The sequence below is a fragment of the Pseudonocardia sp. ZF1 genome (assembly GCF_056835605.1).
In genome coordinates, this window is the sequence record NZ_JAJNBY010000001.1 from 4,613,382 (window position 1) to 4,638,456 (window position 25,075).

General features: G+C 73.3%; 22 protein-coding genes. 10 read left to right on the top strand and 12 right to left on the bottom strand.

Translation table 11 applies throughout. The features are described from left to right. Positions 1-24 precede the first annotated feature (24 nt). Positions 25-1,419 (top strand): Nramp family divalent metal transporter, encoded by a 1,395-nt coding sequence (locus ZF1_RS22170; protein ID WP_405415283.1) that lies wholly within the window; start codon positions 25-27, stop codon positions 1,417-1,419. A gap of 56 nt (positions 1,420-1,475) precedes the next feature. Here ZF1_RS22170 and ZF1_RS22175 read toward each other — a convergent pair whose 3' ends face one another. The 5 genes from ZF1_RS22175 to ZF1_RS22195 form a co-directional block, all read right to left on the bottom strand. Further along, a complete protein-coding gene (locus ZF1_RS22175) occupies positions 1,476-2,270 on the bottom strand; it encodes an MOSC domain-containing protein (protein WP_345649930.1) in 795 nt (264 codons plus the stop codon). Between the two features lie 1,606 nt (positions 2,271-3,876). Further along, positions 3,877-4,812 (bottom strand): ABC transporter substrate-binding protein, encoded by a 936-nt coding sequence (locus ZF1_RS22180; RefSeq protein ID WP_345646489.1) that lies wholly within the window; start codon positions 4,810-4,812, stop codon positions 3,877-3,879. 21 nt (positions 4,813-4,833) lie between these two features. Further along, positions 4,834-5,556, bottom strand: a complete 723-nt coding sequence (locus tag ZF1_RS22185) for an ABC transporter permease (protein WP_345646491.1) — start codon at positions 5,554-5,556, stop codon at positions 4,834-4,836. Then, positions 5,553-6,212, bottom strand: coding sequence for an ABC transporter permease (locus ZF1_RS22190; protein WP_345646494.1), 660 nt, complete (start codon positions 6,210-6,212; stop codon positions 5,553-5,555). The genes ZF1_RS22185 and ZF1_RS22190 overlap by 4 nt, the downstream gene beginning before the upstream one ends. A 10-nt stretch (positions 6,213-6,222) precedes the next feature. Beyond that, positions 6,223-7,296, bottom strand: a complete 1,074-nt coding sequence (locus ZF1_RS22195) for an ABC transporter ATP-binding protein (RefSeq protein ID WP_345646497.1) — start codon at positions 7,294-7,296, stop codon at positions 6,223-6,225. Between the two features lie 222 nt (positions 7,297-7,518). On the opposite strand from ZF1_RS22195, the gene ZF1_RS22200 reads away from it, so the two are divergent. Beyond that, complete coding sequence (locus ZF1_RS22200; RefSeq protein WP_482638254.1) at positions 7,519-8,748, top strand: acyl-CoA dehydrogenase family protein; 1,230 nt, start codon at positions 7,519-7,521, stop codon at positions 8,746-8,748. 39 nt (positions 8,749-8,787) lie between these two features. On the opposite strand, the gene ZF1_RS22205 is transcribed toward ZF1_RS22200, so the two are convergent. From ZF1_RS22205 to ZF1_RS22215, 3 genes are all read right to left on the bottom strand, one after another. After that, positions 8,788-11,580, bottom strand: a complete 2,793-nt coding sequence (locus ZF1_RS22205) for a putative bifunctional diguanylate cyclase/phosphodiesterase (protein ID WP_482638255.1) — start codon at positions 11,578-11,580, stop codon at positions 8,788-8,790. 304 nt (positions 11,581-11,884) lie between these two features. Then, complete coding sequence (locus tag ZF1_RS22210) at positions 11,885-13,066, bottom strand: NAD(P)-dependent malic enzyme (protein ID WP_251784247.1); 1,182 nt, start codon at positions 13,064-13,066, stop codon at positions 11,885-11,887. A gap of 282 nt (positions 13,067-13,348) precedes the next feature. After that, positions 13,349-14,395 (bottom strand): serine protease, encoded by a 1,047-nt coding sequence (locus ZF1_RS22215; protein ID WP_251784250.1) that lies wholly within the window; start codon positions 14,393-14,395, stop codon positions 13,349-13,351. A 125-nt stretch (positions 14,396-14,520) separates the two neighbouring features. Here ZF1_RS22215 and ZF1_RS22220 point away from each other — a divergent pair, with 125 nt between their 5' ends. Both ZF1_RS22220 and ZF1_RS22225 read left to right on the top strand, forming a co-directional pair. Then, on the top strand, positions 14,521-15,141 hold the full coding sequence (locus ZF1_RS22220) for a histidine phosphatase family protein (protein WP_405415269.1): 621 nt from the start codon (positions 14,521-14,523) through the stop codon (positions 15,139-15,141). A gap of 35 nt (positions 15,142-15,176) precedes the next feature. Next, complete coding sequence (locus ZF1_RS22225) at positions 15,177-15,635, top strand: GNAT family N-acetyltransferase (protein ID WP_251784436.1); 459 nt, start codon at positions 15,177-15,179, stop codon at positions 15,633-15,635. Here the strand turns inward: ZF1_RS22225 and ZF1_RS22230 are convergent. After that, complete coding sequence (locus tag ZF1_RS22230; protein WP_100878641.1) at positions 15,632-16,060, bottom strand: hypothetical protein; 429 nt, start codon at positions 16,058-16,060, stop codon at positions 15,632-15,634. The genes ZF1_RS22225 and ZF1_RS22230 overlap by 4 nt on opposite strands. 83 nt (positions 16,061-16,143) lie before the next feature. Between ZF1_RS22230 and ZF1_RS22235 the strand changes: the two genes are divergently transcribed. Together ZF1_RS22235 and ZF1_RS22240 are read left to right on the top strand one after the other, a co-directional pair. After that, positions 16,144-17,094 carry a diacylglycerol/lipid kinase family protein gene (locus tag ZF1_RS22235; RefSeq protein WP_062397493.1) on the top strand — a complete coding sequence of 317 codons (951 nt, stop codon included), beginning with the start codon at positions 16,144-16,146 and terminating at the stop codon, positions 17,092-17,094. 477 nt (positions 17,095-17,571) lie between these two features. After that, the gene (locus ZF1_RS22240) at positions 17,572-17,823 is read left to right on the top strand and encodes a WhiB family transcriptional regulator (protein ID WP_043277332.1); all 252 of its coding nucleotides are present in this window, start codon (positions 17,572-17,574) and stop codon (positions 17,821-17,823) included. Between the two features lie 479 nt (positions 17,824-18,302). Here the strand turns inward: ZF1_RS22240 and ZF1_RS22245 are convergent, their stop codons facing one another. Beyond that, positions 18,303-19,817 carry a sensor histidine kinase gene (locus ZF1_RS22245; RefSeq protein WP_482638256.1) on the bottom strand — a complete coding sequence of 505 codons (1,515 nt, stop codon included), beginning with the start codon at positions 19,815-19,817 and terminating at the stop codon, positions 18,303-18,305. Positions 19,818-19,909: 92 nt separating this feature from the next. Between ZF1_RS22245 and ZF1_RS22250 the strand changes: the two genes are divergently transcribed. Next, positions 19,910-19,984, top strand: a complete 75-nt coding sequence (locus tag ZF1_RS22250; RefSeq protein WP_369804880.1) for a 50S ribosomal protein bL37 — start codon at positions 19,910-19,912, stop codon at positions 19,982-19,984. A gap of 83 nt (positions 19,985-20,067) precedes the next feature. On the opposite strand, the gene rsrA is transcribed toward ZF1_RS22250, so the two are convergent. Both rsrA and ZF1_RS22260 read right to left on the bottom strand, forming a co-directional pair. After that, positions 20,068-20,412 (bottom strand): mycothiol system anti-sigma-R factor, encoded by a 345-nt coding sequence (gene rsrA / locus ZF1_RS22255; protein ID WP_179763035.1) that lies wholly within the window; start codon positions 20,410-20,412, stop codon positions 20,068-20,070. A gap of 41 nt (positions 20,413-20,453) precedes the next feature. Then, positions 20,454-21,098: a sigma-70 family RNA polymerase sigma factor gene (locus ZF1_RS22260; RefSeq protein ID WP_062403710.1), complete on the bottom strand. Its 645-nt coding sequence runs from the start codon at positions 21,096-21,098 to the stop codon at positions 20,454-20,456. A 315-nt stretch (positions 21,099-21,413) separates the two neighbouring features. On the opposite strand from ZF1_RS22260, the gene ybaK reads away from it, so the two are divergent. From ybaK to ZF1_RS22275, 3 genes are all read left to right on the top strand, one after another. Beyond that, complete coding sequence (ybaK, locus tag ZF1_RS22265; RefSeq protein WP_482638257.1) at positions 21,414-21,890, top strand: Cys-tRNA(Pro) deacylase; 477 nt, start codon at positions 21,414-21,416, stop codon at positions 21,888-21,890. A gap of 113 nt (positions 21,891-22,003) precedes the next feature. Continuing rightward, positions 22,004-22,825, top strand: a complete 822-nt coding sequence (locus ZF1_RS22270) for an SAM-dependent methyltransferase (RefSeq protein WP_346104314.1) — start codon at positions 22,004-22,006, stop codon at positions 22,823-22,825. Between the two features lie 20 nt (positions 22,826-22,845). After that, positions 22,846-25,032, top strand: coding sequence for a putative bifunctional diguanylate cyclase/phosphodiesterase (locus ZF1_RS22275; protein WP_482638258.1), 2,187 nt, complete (start codon positions 22,846-22,848; stop codon positions 25,030-25,032). Positions 25,033-25,075 lie beyond the last annotated feature (43 nt).

A 25,075-nucleotide genomic window follows, 5' to 3' on the forward strand; every position in this document is an offset into this window, starting at 1 on the left:
ACGCCGTGATCGGAGACTGTGACGATGGCCTCCCCCGGTCCGCAGACGGACTTCCTCGAACCCCCCACCGGCGCGCGGAAGATCCGCTCGATCGGGCCGGGCCTGCTCGCCGCGGCGACCGGCGTCGGCGCGGGCGACCTCGTCGCGACGATGGTGGCGGGGGCGTCGTTCGGGACGGTGCTGCTGTGGGCCGCCGTCGTCGGGACCCTGGTCAAGCTCGCGCTCGGTGAGGCCGTCGGTCGCTGGCACCTCGGTTCCGGCGCGACCATGCTCGACGGCTGGCGGCGGCTGGGCTACTGGGCGACGGGCTTCTTCGGCGTCTACATCGTGGTGTGGGGCTTCGTCTACGGCGCCACCGCGATGTCGGCGGTCGGGCTGCCGCTGAACGCGCTGTTCGGCGGGCTGCCGGTCGGCGGGTGGGCGGCGATCGCGGGCGTCGTCGGGCTCGCGCTGGTGTGGGTGCAGCGCTACCACGCGTTCGAGAAGTTCATGACCGTGCTCGTGCTGATCAAGTTCGCGACGGTCGTGTTCGTCGCGATCCTGGTCGGCCCGGACCTGCCCGCGCTGGCGAACGGCCTCGTCCCCCGGCTGCCCGAGGGGTCCACGGTCTACGTGCTCGGCCTCATCGGCGGCGTCGGCGGGACGATCACCATGGCCGCCTACGGCTACTGGCTGTTCGCGAAGGGCTGGAAGGGCCCGAAGTGGCTGTCGATGATGCGCCTGGACAACGCGACCGGCTACATCATGACCGGCATCTTCGTGGTCTCGATGCTCGTCGTCGGGTCCACGATCCTGTTCGGGGAGAACCTCACCGAGTCCGACAGCGGGCTGCTCACCCTCGCCGACCGGCTCGGCGCCCTCTACGGCGAGCCGGTGCGGATCCTGTTCCTGGTCGGCTTCCTCTCGGTCACCTTCACCTCGCTGCTCGGCGTGTGGAACGGCGTGTCACTGCTGTTCACCGACTGGGTGCGGGCGATCCGGCTGCCGCACGGGAAGAAGGCCGCGATCGGGCCGGAGGTGACGAACGCCGTCGTCACCGGGGAGGAGGACGCCGCCGTCGCGACGCCCGGGCGCGGCGACGGAGAGGGACCCGAGCGCGGCGACGGGCCCGGGCGGCCCGGGGCCTACGAGGCGGCCCGCGCCGAGCGCTCGCTGCCCTTCCGCGGGTACCTGCTGTGGCTGACGTTCCCGCCGATGGCGCTGCTGCTCATCGGGCGGCCGTTCGCGCTGACCCTGGTCTACGGCGTGCTGGGCTCGTTCTTCATGCCGTTCCTGGCGGTCACGCTGCTCCTGCTGCTCAACACCCGCATGGTGGCGCCCGAGGCGCGCTCGCGGTGGCTGTCGAACGCGATCCTGGGGATCTCGTCGGTCCTGTTCGCGGTCCTGCTGGTCACCGACGTCTACGGCCGCCTGACCTGACCCCCCGCCTCACGGCCCCGTCCCTCCTCACGAACGGGTGGGACGGGGCCGGGCGGTCAGGAGATCTCGAGCCGGTCCCCGGTGCGCAGGGTGCCGGTGTGCTCGACGCGGGCGTAGAGCCCCGCGCAGGGCAGGACACCGAAGCCCTCGACCTCGACGCGGTTGCGGTCGGCCGGGCCGCGCAGGGCGTGCGGGGCGCGCGGCAGGTCGCCGTGCTCCAGCGTCGGCACCGAGCAGCGCGGGGTCGGCAGCGTCGCGACCAGCACGACGTCGCCGAGGGTCAGCCGTCGCCCGAGCCAGGTGTTCTCCACGAACGGCTCGGTGCCCGGCGGCGTCGCGACCACGACGTTGGGCCGGTAGCGCAGCGCCTCGACGCCGAGCGCGTCGAGCGTCGCCGTGGTGATCAGGTGCACCGGTGAGTGGTCGACGAACCGGCCGCCGGGTGTGCCCTGGGCGATCTCCAGGGTCGGCGCGTCGACCTCGGCGTCGAGGCCGTGCGCGAGCACGTCCTCCGGGTCCGGCCGTTCGACGACGGCGCCGTCGGCCCGCTGCTGCGCGACGACGACCGGGCGGCCGAGCAGCTCGGCCAGCGGCCCGGCGGCGGCCCCGGCGGCCACGGTGCGGCCGTCGGGGAGGGTGACCCGGACGTCGTCGCCGACGCCGGACGAGGCGCAGCGCAGCAGGGCCCGCCAGTGCCGGGGCTGCTTGGCAGTGGCCACCAGACCGGAGTCGGGGTCGGTGAGCGCGAGCGCCCGGTCGCCGACGACGCCGTGGGTGTCCAGGTCGAGCGCGGCGAGGTCCTCCCCCAGCATCGACTTGACCGGGTAGCGGTGCAGGCTCGTGACATTCATCCTGATCTCCCACAGTGGCGAGACAGTCTGCTTCTACTCAAGTACGCTCAGGGCGTTCAGCCACCCATGTATTGACACCTAGAGACTGATCCGATTCAATTTCCACAGGCTCCGAATCGACAAACAATTCAACGGTGCCTCCAGTCCGCCGGAACCCCGTGCGACGCACTGTATTGCGGTTTCTGTCATGGCCCGCACCCAACATCTCCTGGACGTGCAGTGCCGCCAACCCCGCCGCCTCCTCCACTGAGGACGGATACGAGCCATCCCGCACCATGCAGCTGCAGTACTCCGAGATGTCGGACTCGTGGACAATGAGCTGCACGGGTCGACGATACGCGAGATCGTCTCGCCCTATAACGCTGAAGACTCCAGCGTCACCCTCGGCCTCCACCTCGAATCCATCGGACTCCAGTCCAGCAATTACCACCCCACTGATCCCGTCAACCATCAAGGACAGTTCCTTACATCAGGATACGCAGTAATGACGTCTCCAGTGGAGAGGACCACGAACATTCGAAAGTTCTGCTGGCGGACAACTTGGTTCGTACGAAGATTCTTGAGGTAGATCACTCGGTTCAAGCACCCCTTTCCATCTCCTGCCGGCCGAGCAACATCAGGGTCTCGCGCGATCGACTCCATCGCAAGATCAGCGACATCTCGCCAGTTCATATATGTCCCGGCCGCCAACTTTTCGAAGTCCACTCGGTGCCTGGCTACGATGTGTCGGTAGCCCACATTAGCGTTTCCGCAGCGAAGATAGTAGTTGCTGCGGGCATTCACGGCGAACTGCCGCACCAACTTGGACTCTGGAGTGCTTGCGCCGCAGGCCCCCCAGGGCGCTGCCTCCGCCGGGGGAGCCAACATCAAGGAGGCGCCGACAAGTGACATCGCAACTACCGCAAACGCGGTGAAGTGTCTTACCCAACGATTCATCGTCGCCCCCCATGGTTGATGTTGATCAGCCTAGCACCCGAGATGGACCGTCGAACACGATTCATCCCCGAAGGAGTGGTCAGTTCCTTTTCAATCAACGTTCGGCACCCACAGACTTGACTTCCGGGGCCGAAGCATCCTTTCGGGGGGGGCGTTGCGGTTGGCCTAGTACTGCAACGGCAGTTGTTCAGTCTGGTGGTCGTTCGCCGCGGCGCCGGTACTGGCAGGCGCGGGCTTGGTGCTGGCGTATCCGCCGCCAGCGCGACCAGTGCATGACCCGGTCCGTGCAGGTCAGCGGTGCGGAGGCGAGGGTGGCGAGAGTCGTCGGATCTCGTTGCTGCTCAGCGGAATCAGCTGTGCTCGGCTGGGTGGAGGCCCCCCCGCATTGCGGCTTCGCAACGGAAATCGCGACGGCGTCGGTCGCGCTGCGGCGATGCGAGCACGATCTCCACCCGCCGTAATGGGATCAGGTACTTCGCCGTCGTGGTAGTCCTTGCCAGGCGTCGAGCCTCATCCCGGTCGGCCTCGCGGACGAACATCTCAGGCTGACATCACATCACCTACCTCGTGTGGCAGCCTTCCAGGCCGCTGTCGATGCGGTTACAACTACAACGTTCCCGAACGAGGGAACACCAGCTCCGTACGGGGACTTCCGTAGTGAGAGGCTCGGTCAGACGAGTCCCTGCCGCTTGAGCCAGTCCCGGGCAATAGTTTCCACTGACGGCTTGTCAGACGCTCCCGCCGCCTCCCCCATCCCAAGTAACTCCTGCGTTGTCAGTTTTGCCGTCACGGCATTAAGTGCATCAACTACCTGCGGAGTCGCCTTCGCCTTATTGATCAACGGAACAACATTCTGCGCAGCAAAATTGCTCTTTGGATCGTCAAGGACCACGAATTCGTTCGCCGGGATCGCCGGGTCGGTGGTGAACAGGTCGGCGGCCTGGACGTCACCGTTCTTGAGCGCCGTGACCGTCAGAGTGCCGCCGGCGTCGAGCGAACGGTAGCTCTTGAACGTGCAGTTGTAGGTCTTCTCGATGCCGGGGATGCCGTCCGGGCGGGTCTGGAACTCCGGCGGCCCGCCGAAGACGAGCTCGCCGCAGCGGGCGGCGAGCGCGTCGATGGTCGGGGCCGACAGCTGCGCCGCGGTCTCCTTCGTGACGACGACGGCGTCCTTGTTCTCGGCCTCGGCCTTGTCGAGCACGATGAGGTTCGGGTCGGCGGTGCCGAGCGTCGACTGCAGGGCGGTGTAGACCTGGTCCGGCTCGGTCTGGGTCGCCGCCTTGTCCAGGTACTGCAGCAGGGTGCCGGAGTACTCGGGGATGAGGTCGATCGAGCCGTCCTTGAGCGCCGGGATGTAGGCCTCGCGGGACCCGATCGGCGGGCGGGTCTCGACGGTGACGCCCTTGGCCTGCAGCGCCTGGGCGAACACCGACGCGAGGATCTGGCTCTCGGTGAAGTTCGCGGCACCGACGACGACCGTGTTCTGGTCGGTGTCGGCGGGCTGCCCGCCGCCGGCGAGCGGGTCGGAGCCGCCGCCGCAGGCGGAGAGCGCGAACGCGGCGGTGACGGTCGCCGCGACGGCGGCGAGCAGTCGGGTGCGTCTCATGGTGGGTCCTCTCGGGGAGGGTCAGGCCGCTTCGCGGACCGGTTCGGGTCGGGTGGGGACCGCGCGCAACCGGCGCGGGGCGGCGGTCCGGCCGGTGGCCTGCAGGCCGGGCGAGACGATCAGCTTCTGCAGCCCGCCGAGCAGCAGGTCGGCGATGATCGCGAGCAGCGCCACCAGGATCGAGCCGCCGATCATCACTGAGAAGTCGCGCTGGCCGAGGCCGTCGATGATGAACCGGCCGAGGCCGCCGAGGGAGACGTAGGCGGCGATCGTCGCCGTCGCGATGACCTGCAGGGTCGCGCTGCGCAGCCCGCCGATGATGAGCGGCAGGGCGTTGGGCAGCTCGACCTTCCACAGCACCTCGGGGCCGCGCATGCCCATCCCCCTGGCCGCGTCGACGACGGCCGGGTCGACGTTGCGGATCCCGGCGTAGGTGCCGGCGAGCACGGCGGGGACGGCCAGCACGATCAGTGTGATGAGCGGGCCGAGCAGCGACAGCCCCAGGAACGTCGCGAGCAGCACGAGCAGCCCGAGCGTGGGCAGCGCGCGCAGCCCGTTCGCGAGCCCGACGACGAGGAACCCGCCGCGGCCGGTGTGCCCGATCCAGGCGCCGAGCGGGACCGCGACGACGACCGAGACCAGCAGGGTCAGCGCGGTGTAGCCGAGGTGCTCGGCGAGCCGCGCCAGGATGCCGCCGGTCATGGTCCAGTTCTCGGGCGTGAACAGCCATCCGAAGAGGTTCACGTGGTCGCGCCCGCCTTCCGGGTCCGGGCCCGCTGCCACGGGGTGAGCAGCCGCCCCGCGAGCAGCAGCGCGGAGTCGACGACCAGCGCCAGCAGCAGGACGAGCACGATGCCGGTGACGATCTGGGCATCGTTGCTGCGGTTGAAGCCCTCGGTGAACAGCAGGCCGAGCCCGCCGAAGCCGATCACGGCGCCGACGGTGACCAGGCTGATCGTGGACACCGCGGCCACCCGCAGCCCGGCCACGATCACCGGGACGGCGAGCGGCAGCTCGACGCCGACGAAGCGGCGCAGCGGCGTGTAGCCCATGGCGTTCGCGGCGTCGACGACGTTGCCGGGGACCGCGGTCAGCGCGTCGGACACGGTGCGGACGAGCAGCGCGACGGTGTAGATCGTCAGCGCGACCACGACGTTGACCGGGTCGAGGATCTGGGTGCCGAGGACGGCCGGCATGAACACGAACAGTGCGAGCGACGGCACCGTGTAGAGCAGCCCGGCGGCGTTGGTCAGGACCGCGCGGACGGTCGGGTTCAGGTTGGCGAGCCGCCCCAGCGGGATCGCCAGCACCAGCCCGAGCAGCACCGGGACGAGCGCGTAGACGACGTGCTGGCGCAGCGCGCGCAGCACCGGGTCGAGGTTGCCGAGCACCCAGGTCACGACGGCGGCCTCACGCGGCGTCGCGGGCGGCGGGCAGGGCGGCCAGCACGGCGTCCGCGGTGACCGCCCCGGCGACCCGGCCGTCGGCGTCGACGGCGACGCCCTGCCCGGACGGCGACGACAGCGCCGCGTCGAGCGCGCCGCGCAGCGAGCCGGAGCCGACGGTGTAGAGCGAGCCGCCGGGGACGACGTCGTCCTCGCCGATCGGGCCGTCGCCGGCGGCGACCCAGCCCAGCGGCCGGCCGGTGCCGTCGACGACGAGCGACCAGCCGTCGTCGGGCAGGGGGTCGCCGACCGAGAGCACCGGCAGCGGGCCGAGCGGGATGTCGTCGGAGCTCAGGAAGCCGAGGCCGCGGTAGCCGCGGTCGCGCCCGACGAAGGAGTCCACGAAGTCGTCGACCGGGCGGGACAGCAGCACGCCCGGCTCGTCGTACTGGGCCAGCTTCCCGCCGACCCGGAACACCGCGACCCGGTCGCCGAGCTTGATCGCCTCGTCGATGTCGTGGGTGACGAACACGATCGTCTTGCCCAGCTCGGACTGCAGCCGCAGCAGCTCGTCCTGCAGGCTCTCCCGCACGATCGGGTCCACCGCGGAGAACGGCTCGTCCATCAGCAGCACCGGCGGGTCCGCGGCGAGCGCACGGGCGACGCCGACCCGCTGCTGCTGGCCGCCGGACAGCTGCGCCGGGTAGCGCCTGGCCATCGAGGTGTCGAGGCCGACGATCTCCATCAGCTCCATCGCCCGGTCCCGCGCGGCCTTCTTGCTGCTCCCGACGAGCATCGGCACGGTCGCGATGTTGTCGACGATCGTGCGGTGCGGGAACAGCCCGGCCTGCTGGATGACGTAGCCGATGCCGCGGCGCAGCTCCGCCGGGTCGGCGGCCAGGACGTCCCGGCCGTCGACGTGCAGCTCGCCGCCGGTCGGCTCGATCATCCTGTTGATCATGCGGAGGGAGGTCGTCTTGCCGCAGCCGGACGGTCCCACGAAGACCGTGATCCGCCCCTGCTCGGCGACGAGGTCGAGCTCGTCGACCGCGACCGTCCCGTCCGGGAAGCGCTTCGTGACGCCCCGGAACTCGATCATCGGCGGTTCCCCCTGCCGTCGCGCGGGACCCCTGCTCCCCGCTTGGTCGCAGCACACTAACCCGGTCGTGCGCGACGGGCGAGCGGTCGGCCGCAGGTCACGGGACCCCCTCACGCGTGACCTGCGGTCCGGTTCGGCACCGACGCCGCGGGCATGACCCTGACCACTGCCGCGGGCCCGCTCTGCCGTGCGGCGGGTGCGCCGCGGCGCAACAGTGGGGCCATGCCGAAGGAGCCCACGCGCCTGCCGAAGCCCGAACTGGACCTCGACCCGGACCACCCGCACGTCGCGGACTGGTTCCACTACGCCGACCTGCTCACCGACGCCGAGCGCGCCGACCTGCGCCGGGTGCGGGAGTTCCTGCGTGCCGAGGTCGCCCCCGTCGTGCTCGACGCCTGGGACCGCGCCGAGTTCCCGATGCAGCTCGTGAAGGGCTTCGCGGGCCTCGACCTCGCGGGGGCCGGCTACGCCGACCCGCCGGCGTCGCGGCTGTTCCTGGGGTTCCTGCACGCGGAGATCTCCCGGGTGGACCCGTCGGTCAACAGCTTCTACGGCGTCCACACAGGCCTCGCGATGGGCTCGATCCACGCCGGCGGCACGCCCGAGCAGCGCGAGCGCTGGCTGCCCGCGATGTCCCGGATGGACTCGATCGGTGCGTTCGGGCTGACCGAGCCGCACGGCGGGTCCGACGTGGCCGGTGGCATGGAGACCACCGCCACCCGCGACGGCGACGAGTGGGTCCTCGACGGCGAGAAGCGCTGGATCGGCAACGCCACCTTCGCCGACCTGATCATCGTGTGGGCCCGCGACACCGACCCGGACGCCGGCGGCGCGGTCCGCGGGTTCGTCGTGCCGTCACCGTCGGAGGGCATGACGATCACGAAGATCGAGGGCAAGCAGTCGCTGCGGATCGTGCAGAACGCCGACATCCTGCTCGACCGGGTCCGGGTGCCGGAGTCGCACCGGCTCTCCGGCGGCTCGGGCACCTTCCGCGACGCCGGCCTGGTCCTGCAGCGCACCAGGGCCAACGCCGCCTGGGGTGCGGTCGGGGTGCAGATGGCCGCCTACGAGCTGGCGCTGTCCTACGCCGCCCAGCGGGAGCAGTTCGGCCGCCCGATCGGCGGGTTCCAGCTGATGCAGGACCTGCTGGTGCGGATGCTCGGCAACGTGAGCGCCTCGCTGGGGATGGCGGTCCGCAACGCCCAGCTGCTCGACGAGGACCGGGGCTCGGACGCGCACTCGTCGCTGGTGAAGGAGTTCTGCGCGACCCGGATGCGCGAGACCGTCGCGCTCGGGCGTCAGCTCGTGGGCGGCAACGGGGTGGTGCTGGAGAACCGGATCGCGAAGTACTTCGCCGACGCCGAGGCGATGTTCTCCTTCGAGGGCACCCGGGAGATGAACACGCTGATCGTCGGGAAGGCGATCACGGGGCAGAGCGCGTTCGTGCGGTGACGACGGCGGTCGCGCCCGCGGCGGGCGGGCGCGACCGGCTCACCAGACGCCCGGGGTCCCGTCGGCCGGGGTCGCGCTCGTCGCCGGGGTGGGCAGGCCGCCGCCGCGCAGCACCCGGTGCAGGTCGTCAGGGCGCAGCGAGCGGGCGAACAGCCAGCCTTGGAACGCGTCGACCCCGAGGCCCCGCAGGACGTGGAACTGCTCGGCGGTCTCGACGCCCTCGGCGACGGTCTTGCGGCCCATCGCGCGCGCGACCTCGACGACGGCGCGGGCCAGCGCGAAGTCGGCCGGGTCGGTGCCGACGCCGGTGACGAAGGCGCGGTCGACCTTGACCGTCTGCGCCGGGAGCTCCTTGAGCCGGGCCAGCGACGAGTAGCCGGTGCCGAAGTCGTCGACGGCGAAGCGGACGCCGCGGTGCACGAGCTCGCTCATCGCGTCCAGCGCGGGGCGCGGCAGCGCGACCAGGCTGGTCTCGACGAGCTCGAGCACCATCTGGTTCCACGGCAGCCCGGCGCCCTCGACGACGGCGGTGACGTCGGCCAGGAACGACGGGTCGGCCGGCAGCAGCCCGGCCAGGTTCACGGCGACGGCGACGGCCTGTCCGGCACGGGGCCAGGTCGCGGCCTCGGTGGCCGCGGTGCGCAGCACCCACAGGTCCAGTTCGCGCTGCAGGCCGCCGCGCTGGGCGACCGGCAGGAACTCGCCGGGCGAGACCTCGCCGTGCACCGGGTGCGACCAGCGCAGCAGCGCCTCGGCGGACAGCACGGTGCCGTCCGGCGCGACGACCGGCTGGTACTCCAGGCGCAGCGCGTCGCCCTCGATCGCGGCGCGCAGCTCGGCCTCCAGCTCCAGCTGGCGGCGCGCCGGGGCGACGGCGCCCCGCTCGGCGACGGCGACCGTGCCGCGTCCGCGCTGCTTGGCCTCGCGCACCGCGACCTCGGCCGAGCGCAGCAGGTCGTCGCCGCGGGGGCCGCGGACGTCGGCCTGCGGGCCGGCCACGGCGGCGTCCCGCCCGGCGACGCCGACCGAGGCGGTCAGCGTGATCGGCCTACCGGCCACGGTGACGTCGCCGCGCAGCAACCCGGCGACGACGGCGGCGAGCGCCTGCGGTCCGCCGACCTCGTCGACGTCGGCGCAGACCACCGCGAACTCGTCGGCCGACAGCCGCCCGGCCGTGCAGTGGTACGGCAGCTCGCGCTGCAGCCGCCCGGCCAGCTCGACGAGCAGGGTGTCGCCGGCGTCGTGGCCGAGGCCGGTGTTGACGCGGGCGAAGTCGTCGACGTCGCCGCAGACCACGGCGACCCGGGCGGCGTCCGGCCCGGCCAGCAGCCGGTCGGCGAGCTCCAGCAGCCCGGCCCGGTTGGGCAGCCGGGTCAGCGGGTCGACGGTGTCGGCCTCGCGGAGCACGTCGGCGGCGCGGCGGCGCTCCCCCACGTCGGTGACGACGAGCAGCCAGAACGGGCGGCCGTCGTCGGAGGGCGCGGCGTTGACCACGACCTCGCAGTCGACCCGGGTCCCGTCGGCGCGCAGCAGCGGCAGCGACTCGATCCGGTAGGTCGGCTCGGGGTGCGACGGGTCACGCAGCCAGTCCGGCAGCCCGCCGCGACCGTCGGACTGGGGCTCGGCGGACAGGCTGCGTGCCGGGACGCCGCGCAGGGTCTCCAGGTCGGCGTCGAGCAGCTGGCAGAGCGCCGGGTTGGCGTCGACGATCCGTCCGCGTCCGTCGAGCATCGCGACGCCGGTGGTGATGGTGGCGACGAGGTCGGCGAACCGCTGCCCGGAGCGCTGCGCGCGGGATTCGGCCCGGCGCCGGTCGGACACGTCCTGCACGGTCCCGATCAGGCGCAGCGGGGCACCACCGGGGGTGCGGTCGATCCGGGTGCGGCACGACAGCACCGCGCCGCCCTGGGGGCGGATCTCGGAGCTGTGCGCGGTGGTGGGCTCCGGCGCGGCGTCCGGGCCGCGGCGCAGCATCCGGCAGACGCGCTCGACCTGCTCGCCCTCGATGGGCCCGTCGGGGCCGTCGGGGCGCACGCCGAGCGCGCGGTAGAGCTCGACGAGCCCCTCGCTGCGGGTCAGCGTCCCGGCCTGCAGGTCGAAGGTCCAGGTGCCGGAGCGGGTGGCGCGCTCGAGGTCGAGCGCGGGGGCCTCGTCCGACGGCGCGGGCGCGGCGTCGGGGAACGGGGTGAGCAGCACGACGGTGCGGTCACCCGGCTGGTTCCAGCGGACGACCTTGACCCGGGCCAGGCGGCGGTCGGCACGGACCAGACGGGCGTCGGAGTCCGGGCCGACGAGCAGCTGCGGGAGCCGCATGCCGGTCGGGTCGGCGGAGCCGGCGAGGCGGCGGAGTGCGGCGTTGGTGTGGACGACGACGCCCCCGGCGTCGCAGACCATCGCGGGCGAGGGCGGGAGCTGCACCGCGGAGTGGTCGGCACCGTCGGCACCCGCGGCCCCGGTCCCGGGGGTCCCCGGGCCGGGGGCCGCCTCGGCGACCGACGGGGCCGGGCCGGCCGGGCGCGGCGCACCGGGGAGGCGGCGGGCGCTGCCGAACGGCGGCTCCCCGAAGCCCGCGCCGGAGATCTCGGCGTCCGGCGCGGCGGCGAGGTTCAGGGCCTCCGCCCGGCCGAGGAGCGGCTCGTTCTCGGGAGCGGGCCGGGCGCGGCCCGCCGGGGTGCCACCGGGACCGGCGAAGGCCCGGGCGAGGTCACCGGCGAGACCGGGGTCCCGGTCCCTGTCACGGCGGGCACCCGGTGCCTGCTCCGCGCGTCCACCGGCCGGGTCCCCGACCGATGCACCCGGACGGTGTCCCGCCCGCGATTCCTGCTCCGACACGCCCGCCTCCGTTCCGTTCGGCAGCTCCGTGGGGAACAACGAGCCACCGTGCCGGGCGATCCGGGCGGGTAGACCGATCGAGCCACCCGATACAGCGAGTGACGGGACCGTTCGGCCCAACACCATTGCTCTGACCGTCACTCACAGGTGGTGACAGGTAGTCGCCGGAGGGTGAAGGGTGTGACGTGCTCGGCGAGCGGTGGCAACCGATCCGACCGTGTGTGTTCGACCGCTCACAGCGCGCCGTGCCGTTCGGCGCAGACCCCGGTCGCACACGTTTCGTAACCGGGGTTATGGCCGTCCGTCAGCCCGCGGTCACGCCGGCGTCGCCCGCGGCGCGGGCCACCGCCGCGGCGACGGCCGGCGCCACCCGCGGGTCGAACGGGCCGGGCACGATCTTCTGCGGGGACAGCTCGTCGGCGACGACGTCGGCGATGGCGCGGGCCGCCGCGACCTTCATGTCGTCGGTGATGCGGCGGGCGTGCGCGTCCAGTGCGCCGCGGAAGATCCCCGGGAAGGCCAGCACGTTGTTGATCTGGTTCGGGAAGTCGCTGCGGCCGGTCGCGACGATCGCGGCGTGCCGGGCCGCGACGTCCGGGTGCACCTCGGGGTCGGGGTTGGACAGCGCGAAGACCATGCACTCCGGGGCCATCGTGGCCAGCAGCTCCTCGGGCAGCGTGGCGCTGGAGAGCCCGACGAACACGTCCGCACCGGCCAGTGCCTCGGCGATCCCGCCGGTGACCGCCCGCGGGTTGGTGACGGCGGCCAGCGCGGCCTTCTCCCCGCCGCGACCGGCGTCGACGACCCCGCGCGAGTCGAGCAGCACGACGTCCGAGGCACCCGCGGTCAACAGGATGCGGGCGCAGGCGATGCCCGCCGCGCCGGCCCCGGAGATCACGATGCGCAGGTCCGACAGCGAGCGGCCCTGCACCCGGCAGGCGCCGTCGAGGGCGGCGAGCAGCACGACGGCGGTGCCGTGCTGGTCGTCGTGCATGACCGGGCAGTCGAGCGCCTCGACCAGGCGGCGCTCCAGCTCGAAGCAGCGCGGCGCGGCGACGTCCTCGAGGTTGACCGCGCCGAAGGTCGGGCGCAGCCGGACCAGGGTCTCCACGATCTCGTCGACATCCGTGGTGTCGAGCACGAGCGGGATCGAGTCGAGCCCGGCGAAGGACTTGAACAGCGCCGACTTGCCCTCCATCACCGGCAGCGACGCACGCGGCCCGATGTCGCCGAGACCGAGCACCGCGGTGCCGTCGCTGACGACGGCGACCAGCCGGTGCGCCCAGGTGTAACGGGCGGCGAGCGAGGCGTCGTCGGCGATGGCCCGGCAGACGTCGGCGACACCGGGGGTGTAGGCGATCGACAGGTCGCGCTCGTCGGCCAGCGGCGCGGTCAGGCCGGTCGCGAGCTTGCCGCCCTCGTGCGCGCCGAACACCTCGTGCCGGTCGGGGGCGGAACGGGTGGTCGGGTCCTGGGCGAGCGTCATGGGAAGACTCCACGGGTGGTGCGGTACGAGAGCGGCGCACGGACGCGCCTGCCGTTGCACCGGGCGTCGCGGGTTGACGTCGACCTGCTCGCGGTGCCGGACGGCCATCCCGCGCACAGCGCCGGGATAGGGGCGCCGGGCCGGGACGAGCTGTCGGATCTGGCGACGAGTCTAACCGGGTGGACGCCGGGGACCGGTCACCCGGCGCGTCCGGAGTGGCCACCCGCACACCGACGGGCGTACGGATCGCCGCACGCCGGTCCCGGGAGCCGTGTCAGCGGGTCAGCGCAGCGGCGCCGGGGTGAGGTCGGGGAGCGGGAGCGCGGGCAGCGACGGGCCGCTGGGCAGCTCGGTCAGCGGCAGCACACCCGGCGTGAACGGGACCCGGCCGGGGACGACCTCCAGGGCGCCGACCTCGCCGTAGCGCTGGGCGTAGGCCAGTGCCCGGGCGATGTCGGTGACCCCGTTGGTGTTGGTCGGCAGCATCAGGCTCGACAGCAGCCCGAACGCCCGGCCGCGCGCGTCGAGGTAGCCCGAGCCCGAGTCGCCCGGCACCCCCGGCGGCGTGGTGGAGACGACGTGCGTGCGCGGCCCCTCCGGCTGCCCGAGGCTCAGGCCCTGCTTGTACGGCGTCGCCACGAGCTGGTTGGGCTGGAAGCTGTAGACCTTCTCCCCCTGCTCGGTGCCGTCCGTGTCGAGCCCGGTCGGGCCGCCGAAGCCGGGGACCGTCGGGTCGGCGACGGCGACGGCCGCCGGGCTCAGCCGGATCAGCGAGAGGTCGTTGTAGAGGCACAGCTGCGGGTCGGTCTCGCCGCGATCCTGCATGACCGCCCAGGAGTTGTAGGCGACCCGTCCGGTGTAGTTCTTCCCGTCGCGGCCGCGGATGCCGACCTCGATGCCCTCCGGCATGACCGGCTCACGGCAGCCGTCGACCGAGGACATCGCGTCCTCGCCCGCCATGCAGTGCGCGGCCGCGCCCAGGTAGAGCACCCCGGCCGGGGCGGCCTGGTGCTCGGCACCGCGGCCGCCGGGCTCGTCGCGGTGCCCGTCCTGCCCGGCGGCCGGGGTGTAGAGGAAGTTGGCCGTGCACAGCTCGGCGCCGCCGGTGACCGGGGTGGCGATCTGCACGCCCGGGCCGATCGCCCCGGCCTGCACCGCCGGGGCGGACGGGGCGGCCGTCGCGACGCCCGCGGCGGCGGGCGCGGTGAGCGCGGCGGTGACCGCCAGGCCGGCCGCGGCGGCGATCCCGGCGATGCGCCGCCGCGCGGGGCGGCGGGAGAACTGCGACGACATGACGCTCCTCGGCTCGTGGTCCGCCACGGATCCCATCCGATCCGGCCACCCTGCGGGTACGGCGCGCCCGGCGGACTGCCCGGTCGGGTCCGGATCCGACCCGACCGGGTGACCTGATCACCGCGAGCGTCCCGCAGTGTCCGCGACTAGCGTCGCCGCCCGTGAGCACCGACGCCGATCCGGACGGACGGATCCTCCTGCTGCGCCACGGCGAGACCGAGTGGTCGCGCACCGGGAAGCACACCGGCCGCACCGACGTCCCGCTGACCGACGAGGGCCGGGCCGCCGCCCGCCGGGTGCGCGACGCACTGGCTCTGGTCCGCCACGACGCCCCGCCCGCCCGGGTGCTCTGTTCCCCGCGCACGCGCGCGAGGGACACCGCCGAGCTGGCCGGGCTGCGCGTGGACGCGGTCGACGACCGGCTCGTCGAATGGGACTACGGCGACAACGAGGGCTGGACCACGCCGCAGATCCGCGAGTCCCTGCCGGGCTGGACGATCTGGGACGGGCCGTGGCCCGGCGGCGAGACCCCCGGCGACGTCGCCGCCCGCGCCGACGCCGTGCTCGCCGACGCGCGCGCCCTGCTCGGCGGCGGCGACGTCGTGCTCGTGGGACACGGCCACTTCTCCCGGGTGCTGACGGCGCGCTGGATCGGGCTGCCCGCGAGTGGCGGTGTGCACTTCCGCATGGACCCGGCCGGGGTCAGCGTGCTGGGGTTCGAGCGCGGGGCCCCCCGCCTCGACCACGTCAACCAGCGCCCCACCCCCGCGGAGGACCAGTGAGCGTCCGTACGGCCACCCCCGACGACGTGCCGGTCATGGTCCGGCTCGTGCACGAGCTGGCCGACTACGAGAAGGCCGCGCACGAGTGCGGGCTGACCGAGGACCAGCTGCACGCCGCGCTGTTCGGCCCGGACCCCTCGGCCGGGGCCTTCGTGGCCACCGGCGACGACGGCGCGGTCGTCGGCACGGCCATCTGGTTCCGGACCTTCTCCACCTGGGAGGGCGTCGCCGGGATCCACCTGGAGGACCTCTACGTCACCCCCGGCGCCCGCGGCGGCGGGCACGGCGCGGCCCTGCTCGCCGAGCTGGCCGCCGAGGTGGCCCGGCGCGGCTGGAAGCGCCTGGAGTGGAACGTGCTGGACTGGAACACCCCGGCCATCGGCTTCTACCGCTCCGTCGGCGCGGTGCCGAACGAGGGGTGGACCACCTACCGGCTCACCGGCGACCCGCTCGTCGCGCTGGCCGGGCGGACCGGCGGGGCGGCGGCCCGCTAGTCCTCGGGGTACTCGTCGCCCATCGACCAGCGCCGGGACTGCTCGCTGATCAGCATCAGGAACGTGAACAGCACGAACAGTCCGCAGACGATGCCCCACACCAGCTGACGGCTGGGGCCCAGCGCGTAGTAGATGGCCGGGAACAGCAGCAGCTGCACGACGATCGCCGGGGTGCGGCAGCCGTGCACCCCGCGGACCAGCCCGTAGCCGACACCGGCCACGGCGGCCGCCAGGAGCACGAAGATCCCGGCCTCGGCGAGCCCGTAGTAGAGGCGGGCGCCACCGGCCTCCAGGGCGCGTACGCCCAGCACGACCGCGAGGACGGCGCCGACGAGCCCCTCGGCCGCGACGAGCACCCCCGCCACCCGCACGTTCTCCGGCGGTCGCTCCCGCGTCACGGGGCGGTCGTCGCGGTCATCGGCCACCCGCCGAGGATAGGCCGCCCGCCGCGGCCGCCACCGCCGGGCGGCCGACGGACCGGCCGGTGCGCGGTCGATACAGTCGCCCCGTGCGCGCGCTGCTCGTGGTCAACCCTCAGGCCACGTCCACCACCGCCGCCGGCCGGGACGTGCTGACCAAGGCCCTGGCCAGCGAGCTGAAGCTCGACGTCCTGCAGACCCGCTACCGGGGCCACGCGGCGGAGGCGACCGCGGCGGCCGTGGCGGACGGCGTCGAGCTCGTCGTCGCGCTCGGGGGCGACGGGACGGTCAACGAGGTCGTCAACGGGCTGCTGGCCGCGCAGACCGGCTCGGGCAGCGGTGCCCCGCGGCCGGACCCGGACGCCACCGCGATGCTCGCGGTGGTCCCCGGCGGCTCGGCGAACGTGTTCGCCCGCGCCCTGGACATGCCGCGCGACCCGGTCGAGGCCACCGGGCACGTGCTCACCGCGCTGGCCCACCGGCGGCGACGGCTGGTCGGCCTGGGCTGGGCCGACGACCGCTGGTTCACCTTCAACGCCGGCATGGGCTGGGACGCCGAGGTGGTGGCCGCGGTCGAGCGCGCCCGCGCGCAGGGACACGAGGCCAGCCCCGGCCGCTACGCGCTGACCGCGATCGCCCAGTACCTCGCGCAGCTGCGCCGTCCGCCGTCGATGACGGTGGAGCTCCCCGACGCGGCGCCGCTGACCGGGGTGCGGCTGGCGTTCGTCTCCAACACCGACCCGTGGACCTTCCTGTCCGGCCGCGCGGTGCGGACCAACCCCCGCTCGTCGTTCGGCAGCGGGCTGGGGCTGTTCGCGCTCACCGGGCTGAGCCCGCGGACGATCGCCTCGACCCTGCGCCAGATCCTGGCCGCCGACGGCGACCCGCACGGGAGGCACATCGTCCGGCACGACGCCGTCGGCCGGGTGCGGATCACCTCGGAACAGCCTCTCGCTCTCCAGCTCGACGGCGACCACCTCGGAATGCGCACCGATGTGGAATTCCTCAGCGTGCCCGGAGCGTTACGCGTCGTCGTGTGAGACGGACGGTTCGTCGCGCATCGTGCGGGCGCTCTCACACGCCGGAGTGAGCAACCGCGCCATTCACCGATGTGAGCGGACCGTCGGTCCCGTTGGGGCTTACACCAGGCCAAACCCGTGATCCAAGGTGGTCCCTACGCAAGCGAGGCCACGAGCAACGCCGCTCGTGGAGGTTCCGTCCCACCGGGCCGGACCCCTCACTCAGAGGGTGTCCGGGTCGACATCGTTTTCGGGTGGCCGATTCCGGGTGGGACAGGGACACTGGATCGTGGAACCGGCCCAGGGCGGCTCGAAGTCCCGGGCACTGGTCTGTCTGCGTGCGTTCCCTATGAGGGCGCTCACGCATCCCGCGAGCAGTTTCCCATTGAGGACCGCGGTGGCTCGTGAAAGTATTCACAAGCTGCGAAACACGCACGTAACACCAAGCGCACAGACGATCGGCGCGACCCCGATCGCGCACCAGAGGAGAAAGTGATCATGGACTGGCGTCACGACGCGATCTGCCGCGACGAGGACCCGGAGCTGTTCTTCCCGGTCGGCACCAGCGGCCCTGCCCTGATGCAGATCGCGGAGGCCAAGAGCGTGTGCCGGCGTTGCCCGGTCACCGAGTCGTGCCTGCAGTGGGCTCTCGAGTCCGGCCAGGACGCCGGTGTCTGGGGCGGCATGAGCGAGGACGAGCGGCGCGCCCTGAAGCGGCGCAGCACCCGTCCGCGCGCTCGCACCGCGTAGGCAGCCCCGCCCGGGCACTCGCCCGGAATGCGGCAGGAACAGCTGTCCCGGACAGCAGCTCCGAACAGTAGAAGAAGTAGCTCCCCGACCTCGGGCCCGTAGCCGGACGCCACCGGCCACGGGCCCGAGGTGCGTTCGGGGTGATCTGCCACCCCGGCGTGAGGGTCGACCACGGTGCCGGCGCGACCACGGCACCGGGATCAACGGTCACAGGACGAGCGTATCCGGTGCCCTCCGGGCCCCCGTCCACGCCCCGGGTCACCGGGAGTGACCGGGATCGGTCACCCGCCGCACCGCAGCGACCGCCCGGGGACGGCGAGCATGTCCCCGGTTGCCTCTGACCGCCGTCGTCCGCGCCGTCCCTGGGCCCTCTCCGAGCCGTCCTGCGCGGCTCCGCCGGCCTGCTCCCAGGGGAACTTTCGGGGCGCTCTACGCCACGAGAGTTCCCCTGGGAGCACGCCCGAAGGGCGGTGGGGCGTTCAGGAGCCGCCGAGTGGTACCCGGACCACCGCCACCGTGCCGCCGCCCTCCCGGGCCCGCACCTCGATCGTCGCCTCCAGCTCGGAGGTCAGCAGTGTTCGCACGATCTGCAGACCCAGCCCCTTGGACCTCTCGAAGTCGAAGTCGACCGGCATGCCGTGGCCGTCGTCGGCCACCGACACCTCCAGGCGGCTCGCCGAGCGCACCGGGCTGACGACCACCTCCCCCGCCGTGCCTGGGTCGTAGGCGTGCGCCAGCGCGTTGTGGGTCAGCTCGGCCAGGACCAGCACCAGCGGGGTGGCCTTCGCCGCGGGCAGCGCCCCGAACCCGGAATCGACGCGCACCCGGGCGCGGGACTCGGTCGTCGCGCCGTCGCGGATGGCGGGCAGCACCTTCGGCAGCAGCTCGTCGAGCTCGACGACCTCGGCGACGGAGTAGGCCAGCGCCTCGTGCACGAGCGCGATCGAGGTGACCCGGCGGACCGACTCCTCCAGCGCCCGGCCCGCCTCCGGGTTCTCGCTGCGCCGAGCCTGCATCCGCAGCAGCGCCGCGACCGTCTGCAGGTTGTTCTTCACCCGGTGGTGGATCTCCCGGATGGTGGCGTCCTTGCTCATCAGCGCCGCGTCCCGGCGACGCAGGTCGGTCACGTCGCGGACCAGCACCAGCGCGCCCGCCGCGTCACCGCGGGGCCGCAGCGGCAGCGCGCGCACGAGCATCGTCGCCCGGCGGCCCTTGACCTCCATCCGGGTGGACGGGGCGCCGTCGAGGGCCTCGTTGATCCGGCCGGCGACGTCCTTCGCGTCGAACGGGTCCAGCACGAGCGCCTTGGTGACGGTCGCGAGGTCGGCGCCGGCGACGTCGCTGGCGTGGCCCATGCGGTGGTACGCCGACAGCGCGTTCGGGCTGGCGTAGGCCACGTTGCCGTGCACGTCGAGGCGGACCAGGCCGTCCCCGGCGCGCGGGCTGCCCTCGCCCGAGCCGGGCGGACCGGACTGCGGCGGGAAGGTCCCGTCGACGATCATCTGGCACAGGTCCGAGGCGCTGCCGAGGTAGGCGATCTCCAGCGGGCTCGGGACGCGCGGGGTGGACAGGTTGGTGTCCCGGGACAGCACCGCCACCGTGCGGCCCTTGAAGCGCACCGGGATGGTCTCCCGGCGCACCGGCACCTCCAGGTGCCAGCGCGGGTCGTCGTCGCGGCAGATCCGGCCCTCCAGCACCGCCCGGCGCAGCTGACCGACCTCCACCGGCACCGCCCGGCGGCCGACGACGTCGTCCGGGTGGGCGGTCGGCGCGGTGGTCGGCCGGGCCTGGGCGACGCACAGGAACTGCGCGGTCGCCGCCCGGGAGGCACCGCCGGTCCCCGTGTGGAGGTCGTCCAGCGGCACCCACAGCAGGAAGTCGGCGAAGGACATGTCGGCCAACAACTGCCACTCGCCGACCACGCGCTGGAGGTGATCGGCGGTCTCGCCGTCCATCGTCGTGTGCTCGGCGAGCAGCTCGCTCAGCGTGGTCACGATCGCCCATCCCACCACATGCGAGAATCGCGCGTACGAAGCTCCCGCGGCAACGCCGCGGAACCGTGACCCGGACGGGAAGGAGGGTCGAGATGTCCAAGCGTGCACGCAAGCGCCGTGACCGCGCCAAGAAGGGCGCCAACCACGGCAAGAAGCCGAACTGCTGAGTTCGGCGGCACCGACGCGAGAGGGCGGGCACCCCGGTGGGGTGCCCGCCCTCTCGCGTGTGTCGCCGGAGCGGCGGTGCCGGTCAGCCGCCGGAGCGGCGGTACTCGGTGCGCTGGTGCGACACCGAGACGCTCGTACCGTCCGGGCCGCTCTCCACGGTCACCTGGGCCTGCTCGAGCACCGCGGAGCGGATCTGCGACCGCAGCCGGTCCTTGAGCCCGGCCGGGGCCGCCTCGCCGCCGCACTTGCGCGCCAGCAGCGCCTTCAGCTTCTCGTCGATGCCGTACTCGGCAAGGCAGGGCCCGCACTCGTCGAGGTGCTGCTGGAGCAGGCGTCGCCGCTCCTGGTCGCACTCGTGGTCGAGGAACAGCCACACCTCGGCCAGCACCTCGGTGCACCCGGTGTTCGCGGGCGGGTCCTGGATCATGGGGTTGCGCTCGAGCGGTGCGCCCGAGCCCTCGGCGGCGCTCACGATGCCGTCACCTCCCGGTCCCCGGTCGCGCCGGCGGCCCCGTCGCGGACGAATCCGCGCTCGCGGGCCACGTCGGTCAGCATGTCGCGCAGCTGACGCCGGCCGCGGTGCAGCCGCGACATGACGGTGCCGATCGGCGTGCCCATGATCTCGGCGATCTCCTTGTAGGCGAACCCCTCGACGTCGGCGAGGTAGACCGCCATGCGGAAGTCCTCCGGCAGGCCCTGCAGGGCCTCCTTGACGTCGCTGTCGGGCAGCGCGTCGAGGGCCTCCACCTCGGCCGAGCGCAGACCTGTCGAGCTGTGCTCACCGGCCTGGGCCAGCTGGTAGTCGGTGATCTCGTCGGTCGGCGACTGCAGGGGCTGACGCTGCCGCTTGCGGTACCCGTTGATGTAGGTGTTGGTCAGGATCCGGTACAGCCACGCCTTGAGGTTGGTGCCTCGCCGGAACGACCCGAACGCCGAGTACGCCTTGAGGAAAGTCTCCTGCACCAGGTCCTCGGCGTCGGCCGGGTTCCGGGTCATGCGCAGCGCCGCGCCGTAGAGCTGGTCGAGCAGCGGCATCGCGTCACGCTCGAAGCGGGCCGTGCGGTCGGAGACGCTCTCATCCTCGGGCGCACGGTTGCCGTCGGCGTCGGCCACACCCACCAGGGCGGCGAGCTCCGCGGGATCGGTCCCTGCCGCGCCCGTCTCCGGCTGACCCGGCTGATCCGGCTGTACTGACAAAGGTTCCCTCTCCAGTGACACGAGTCGCGCACCGGTGCGGGTCACCGGCACGGCGGACGCGTCGGAGGGTACGCGCCCCGGCCGCTCACGGCCGTCCGGCGGCGCGGCCCCGGGCCTCTCCATCACTGATGTCGTCACGTACGGAACAACGGTGCGCCGCCGGAGGGCATTCCCGTAGGTTCCCGTCGGCGCCCGGGGCACGGCCCCGGGGACGGGTATGGGAGGACGACCATGGCGGGCAGGGGCACCCCGGCGACGGCGCTGCTGGCGAGGCGCGGCGTGGCGCACGAGCTGCACACCTACACCCACCACGACGGCGCCGGCTACGGCGAGGAGGCCGCCGCCGTCATGGGGCAGGACCCGCGCCGGGTGTTCAAGACCCTCGTCGCGCTCGTCGACGGGGCCATGACGGTCGGGATCGTGCCGGTGTCGGCCCAGCTGGACCTCAAAGCGCTGGCCGCCGCCGCGGGCGGCAAGAAGGCCGTCATGGCCGACGTCGCCGACGCCGAGCGGGCCACCGGCTACGTCGCGGGCGGCATCTCCCCGCTGGGCCAGCGCAAGCGGCTGCCGACCGTCCTGGACGCCTCGGCGCAGGAGCACCCGACGGTGTTCTGCTCCGGGGGCAGACGTGGCCTGGAGATCGAGCTCGCCCCGGCGGACCTGGTGGCGCTCACCGGCGCCGTCGTCGCACCGATCGCAACCGGCTGACCGCAGAGGGGCACCCGGACGGGGTCCGATCCGGGCACCGCGCCAGTAGGGTCGATCACCGACGGCAGCAGGACGCCGTCGCCACCGATCGAGACGAGCTACGGGGAGCACGCGTGGACCGACCGGCATGGGCGCCCGACGAGGTGGACATGACCAGCCCGAGCGTCGCCCGGGTCTACGACTACTACCTGGGCGGGTCGCACAACTTCGAGGCCGACCGCGCCTTCGCCGAGAAGGTGCTCGACGCGCTGCCCGAGATGGCGGCCGTCGCGCAGGCCAACCGGGCGTTCCTGCGCCGGGCCGTGCACCACCTGTGCGCCCACGGGATCCGCCAGTTCCTCGACCTCGGGTCCGGCATCCCGACCGTCGGCAACGTGCACGAGGTCGCGGCGACCGCCTGCGACGACGCGCGGGTCCTCTACGTCGACCACGACCCGATCGCCGTCGCGCACAGCCGTGCGCTGCTCGACGGCGACCCGTCGACGGCCGTCCTCGCCGCCGACCTGACCGACCCGCTCCGCGTCCTCGACGACCCGGTGACCCGGGCCCACCTCGACCTGTCCCGGCCGGTGGCGGTGCTGCTCGTCTCGGTGCTGCACTTCGTCCCGGACGAGGCGGACCCGGCCGGGATCATCGCCGCCTACGCCGGCGCGGCAGCCCCCGGCAGCCACGTGGTCGTCAGCCACGCGAGTGACGAGGGGGGCCTCTCCGGTGCGAGCCGGGCCCAGAACCTCTACAACAGGGACAGGTCCCCGAACCGGATGCGGATGCGCGACACCGAGGAGGTCGCGGCGCTGTTGGGTGATCTGGAGCTGGTCGAGCCCGGCGTCGTGCGGATCCCGCTCTGGCGACCGGAGTCCCCGGTGGGCCCCGAGGCGCAGCGTTACCCCGGCCTCGCCGCCGTCGCCCGTCACGCCGGGCAGCCCGGGATCTGACCGTCGGAGGGAGAGCCGTCGTGGCGAAGCCCGTCCCCGTCCTGCCCGGTGGGCAGGGACCGGGGCCGTCGGCGCTGACCGACGCCTGGGTGCGCGCCATCGAGGCCCGCAACTTCGTCTCCGCCGCCCGCGCCGACCTGTACGCGGTGCTGTCCGGCGCGGCCTGGTGGTTCACCGCCGTCGTCGAGGGACGGGCGGAGGAGGCGATCGCCGAGGAGGTCGGCGCCGAGCTGGTCGCCGCGCACCTCACCGACCCGGCCGCGCTGCGCTGCTCGATCGACGTCCTGGCCCGGCACTTCGCCGGGCCCAGCCCGGACCCGGAACGGTTCCGCCGCTGGACCGCGGCGGTCGGGGCGCTGTCGACGGGGTACGCCCGGACGCTGCGCGACCGCACCCGGTTGGAGCAGGAACGGATCAGCTCCGCCGCGTTCGCGGCGCGCGCCGCCGCCGAGGACGCCCGGTGGCAGTCCGAGGCGCGCTACGGGGTCGTCTTCGAGAGCTCCGTGCTCGGCATCAGCGTCGCCGACACCGGGGGCCGCATCCTGGAGGCCAACCGCACACTGACCGCCATGCTCGGCTACCGGCCGGGCGATCTCGTGGGCCGCTCGGTGTTCGAGTTCATCCACCCCGAGGACACCCCGGAGATGTGGCCGCAGATCGAGGCCATGCTCGCCGGGCGGATCGGCCACGCCCGGATGGAGAAGTCCTACTTCCGGGCCGACGGTGACCAGGTGTGGACCGAGCTGACCGTCTCGCTGGTCCGCTCCCCCGACGGCGAGCCCCGCTACCTCGTCGCGATGGTCTCCGACGTCACCGAGCGGCGCCGCCTGCAGTCACGGCTGCGCCACCAGGCCGAGCACGACCCGCTCACCGGGCTGCCGAACCGCTCGCTGTTCTTCACCCGGCTCGAGTCCGCGCTCGCCGGCCCGTACGGCTCGCCCGCCCCGGTGGGGGTCTGCTACCTCGACCTCGACGGTTTCAAGGCCGTCAACGACACCCTCGGCCACGACGCGGGCGACCAGCTCCTGCGCACCGTCGCACACCGCCTCGACGCCGAGCTCCGCCCGGCCGGGCACACCGTCGCCCGGATGGGCGGCGACGAGTTCGTCGTACTGGTGGAGCGCTGCGCCGGCGTCGAGCAGCTGACCGCGGTCGCCGAGCAGGCCCTGGCGGTCGTCCGACGGCCGGTGCACGTGCGTGGCCGGGAGGTCGTGGTCTCGGCCAGCATCGGGATCGTCGACCGGCCGTTCGCGGTGGGCTCCGGCGCCGTCGGTGCCGAGGGGGCGGCCGAGCTGATGCAGGCCGCGGACACCACGATGTACTGGGCCAAGCGCGACGGCCGGGACCGGATCGCGGTGTTCGACCCGGCCCGTCACGCCAACGACGTGCATCTGTTCGAGCTGGCCGGGCGGATGCCGGGCGCTCTGGAGCGCGGTGAGTTCCACCTGGAGTACCAGCCGCTGGTGTCGCTGCACGACGGCTCGGTCGTCGGGGTGGAGGCGCTGGCCCGGTGGCGCACCGCCGACGGCGAGCGGCTCGGCCCGGACGTGTTCATCCCGCTGGCCGAGCAGACCGGGCTCATCGTGCCGCTCGGGCTGCTCCTGCTGGAGCGGGCCTGCACCGACGCCCGGTCCTGGGTGGACGCGGGCGCCGACGCCGGGCTCGTGCTCAGCGTGAACGTGGCGGGCCAGCAGCTGCGCAGGCCCGACGCCGTCGCCCGCATCGCCGACGTGCTGGAGCGGACCGGGTGGCCCGCGTCGTCGCTGCAGCTGGAGCTGACCGAGAGCGACCTCATGTCCGCCGCCGGGCGCCCGGTGCAGGCGCTGGAGGAGCTCTCGCGGCTCGGAGTACGGATCGCCATCGACGACTTCGGCACCGGCTACTCCAACCTGGTCTACCTGCACCGGCTCCCGGTGGACGTGCTCAAGCTGGCCGGGTCGTTCGTCACCGGGCGGGGCGGCCCCTGCCCGGACGACGACGGCGTCCCTCACGACGTCGACAGCCCGGTGATCCTCTCGGCGATGATCGAGCTGGCCCACACCCTGGGGCTGACCGTCGTCGCCGAGTCGGTGGAGACCGAGGGCCAGGCCCGGCGGCTGCACCAGCTGGGCTGCGACGTCGGTCAGGGCTGGCACCTGGGCTGCCCGGCCCCGGCCGCGGAGATCGCCGCCCGACTCACCGCGCCCGGCGGGTCACCGAGGTCGTAGGGGGCCGCAGAGCCGGACCGACTCCGGGCGGCGACCCTCACCG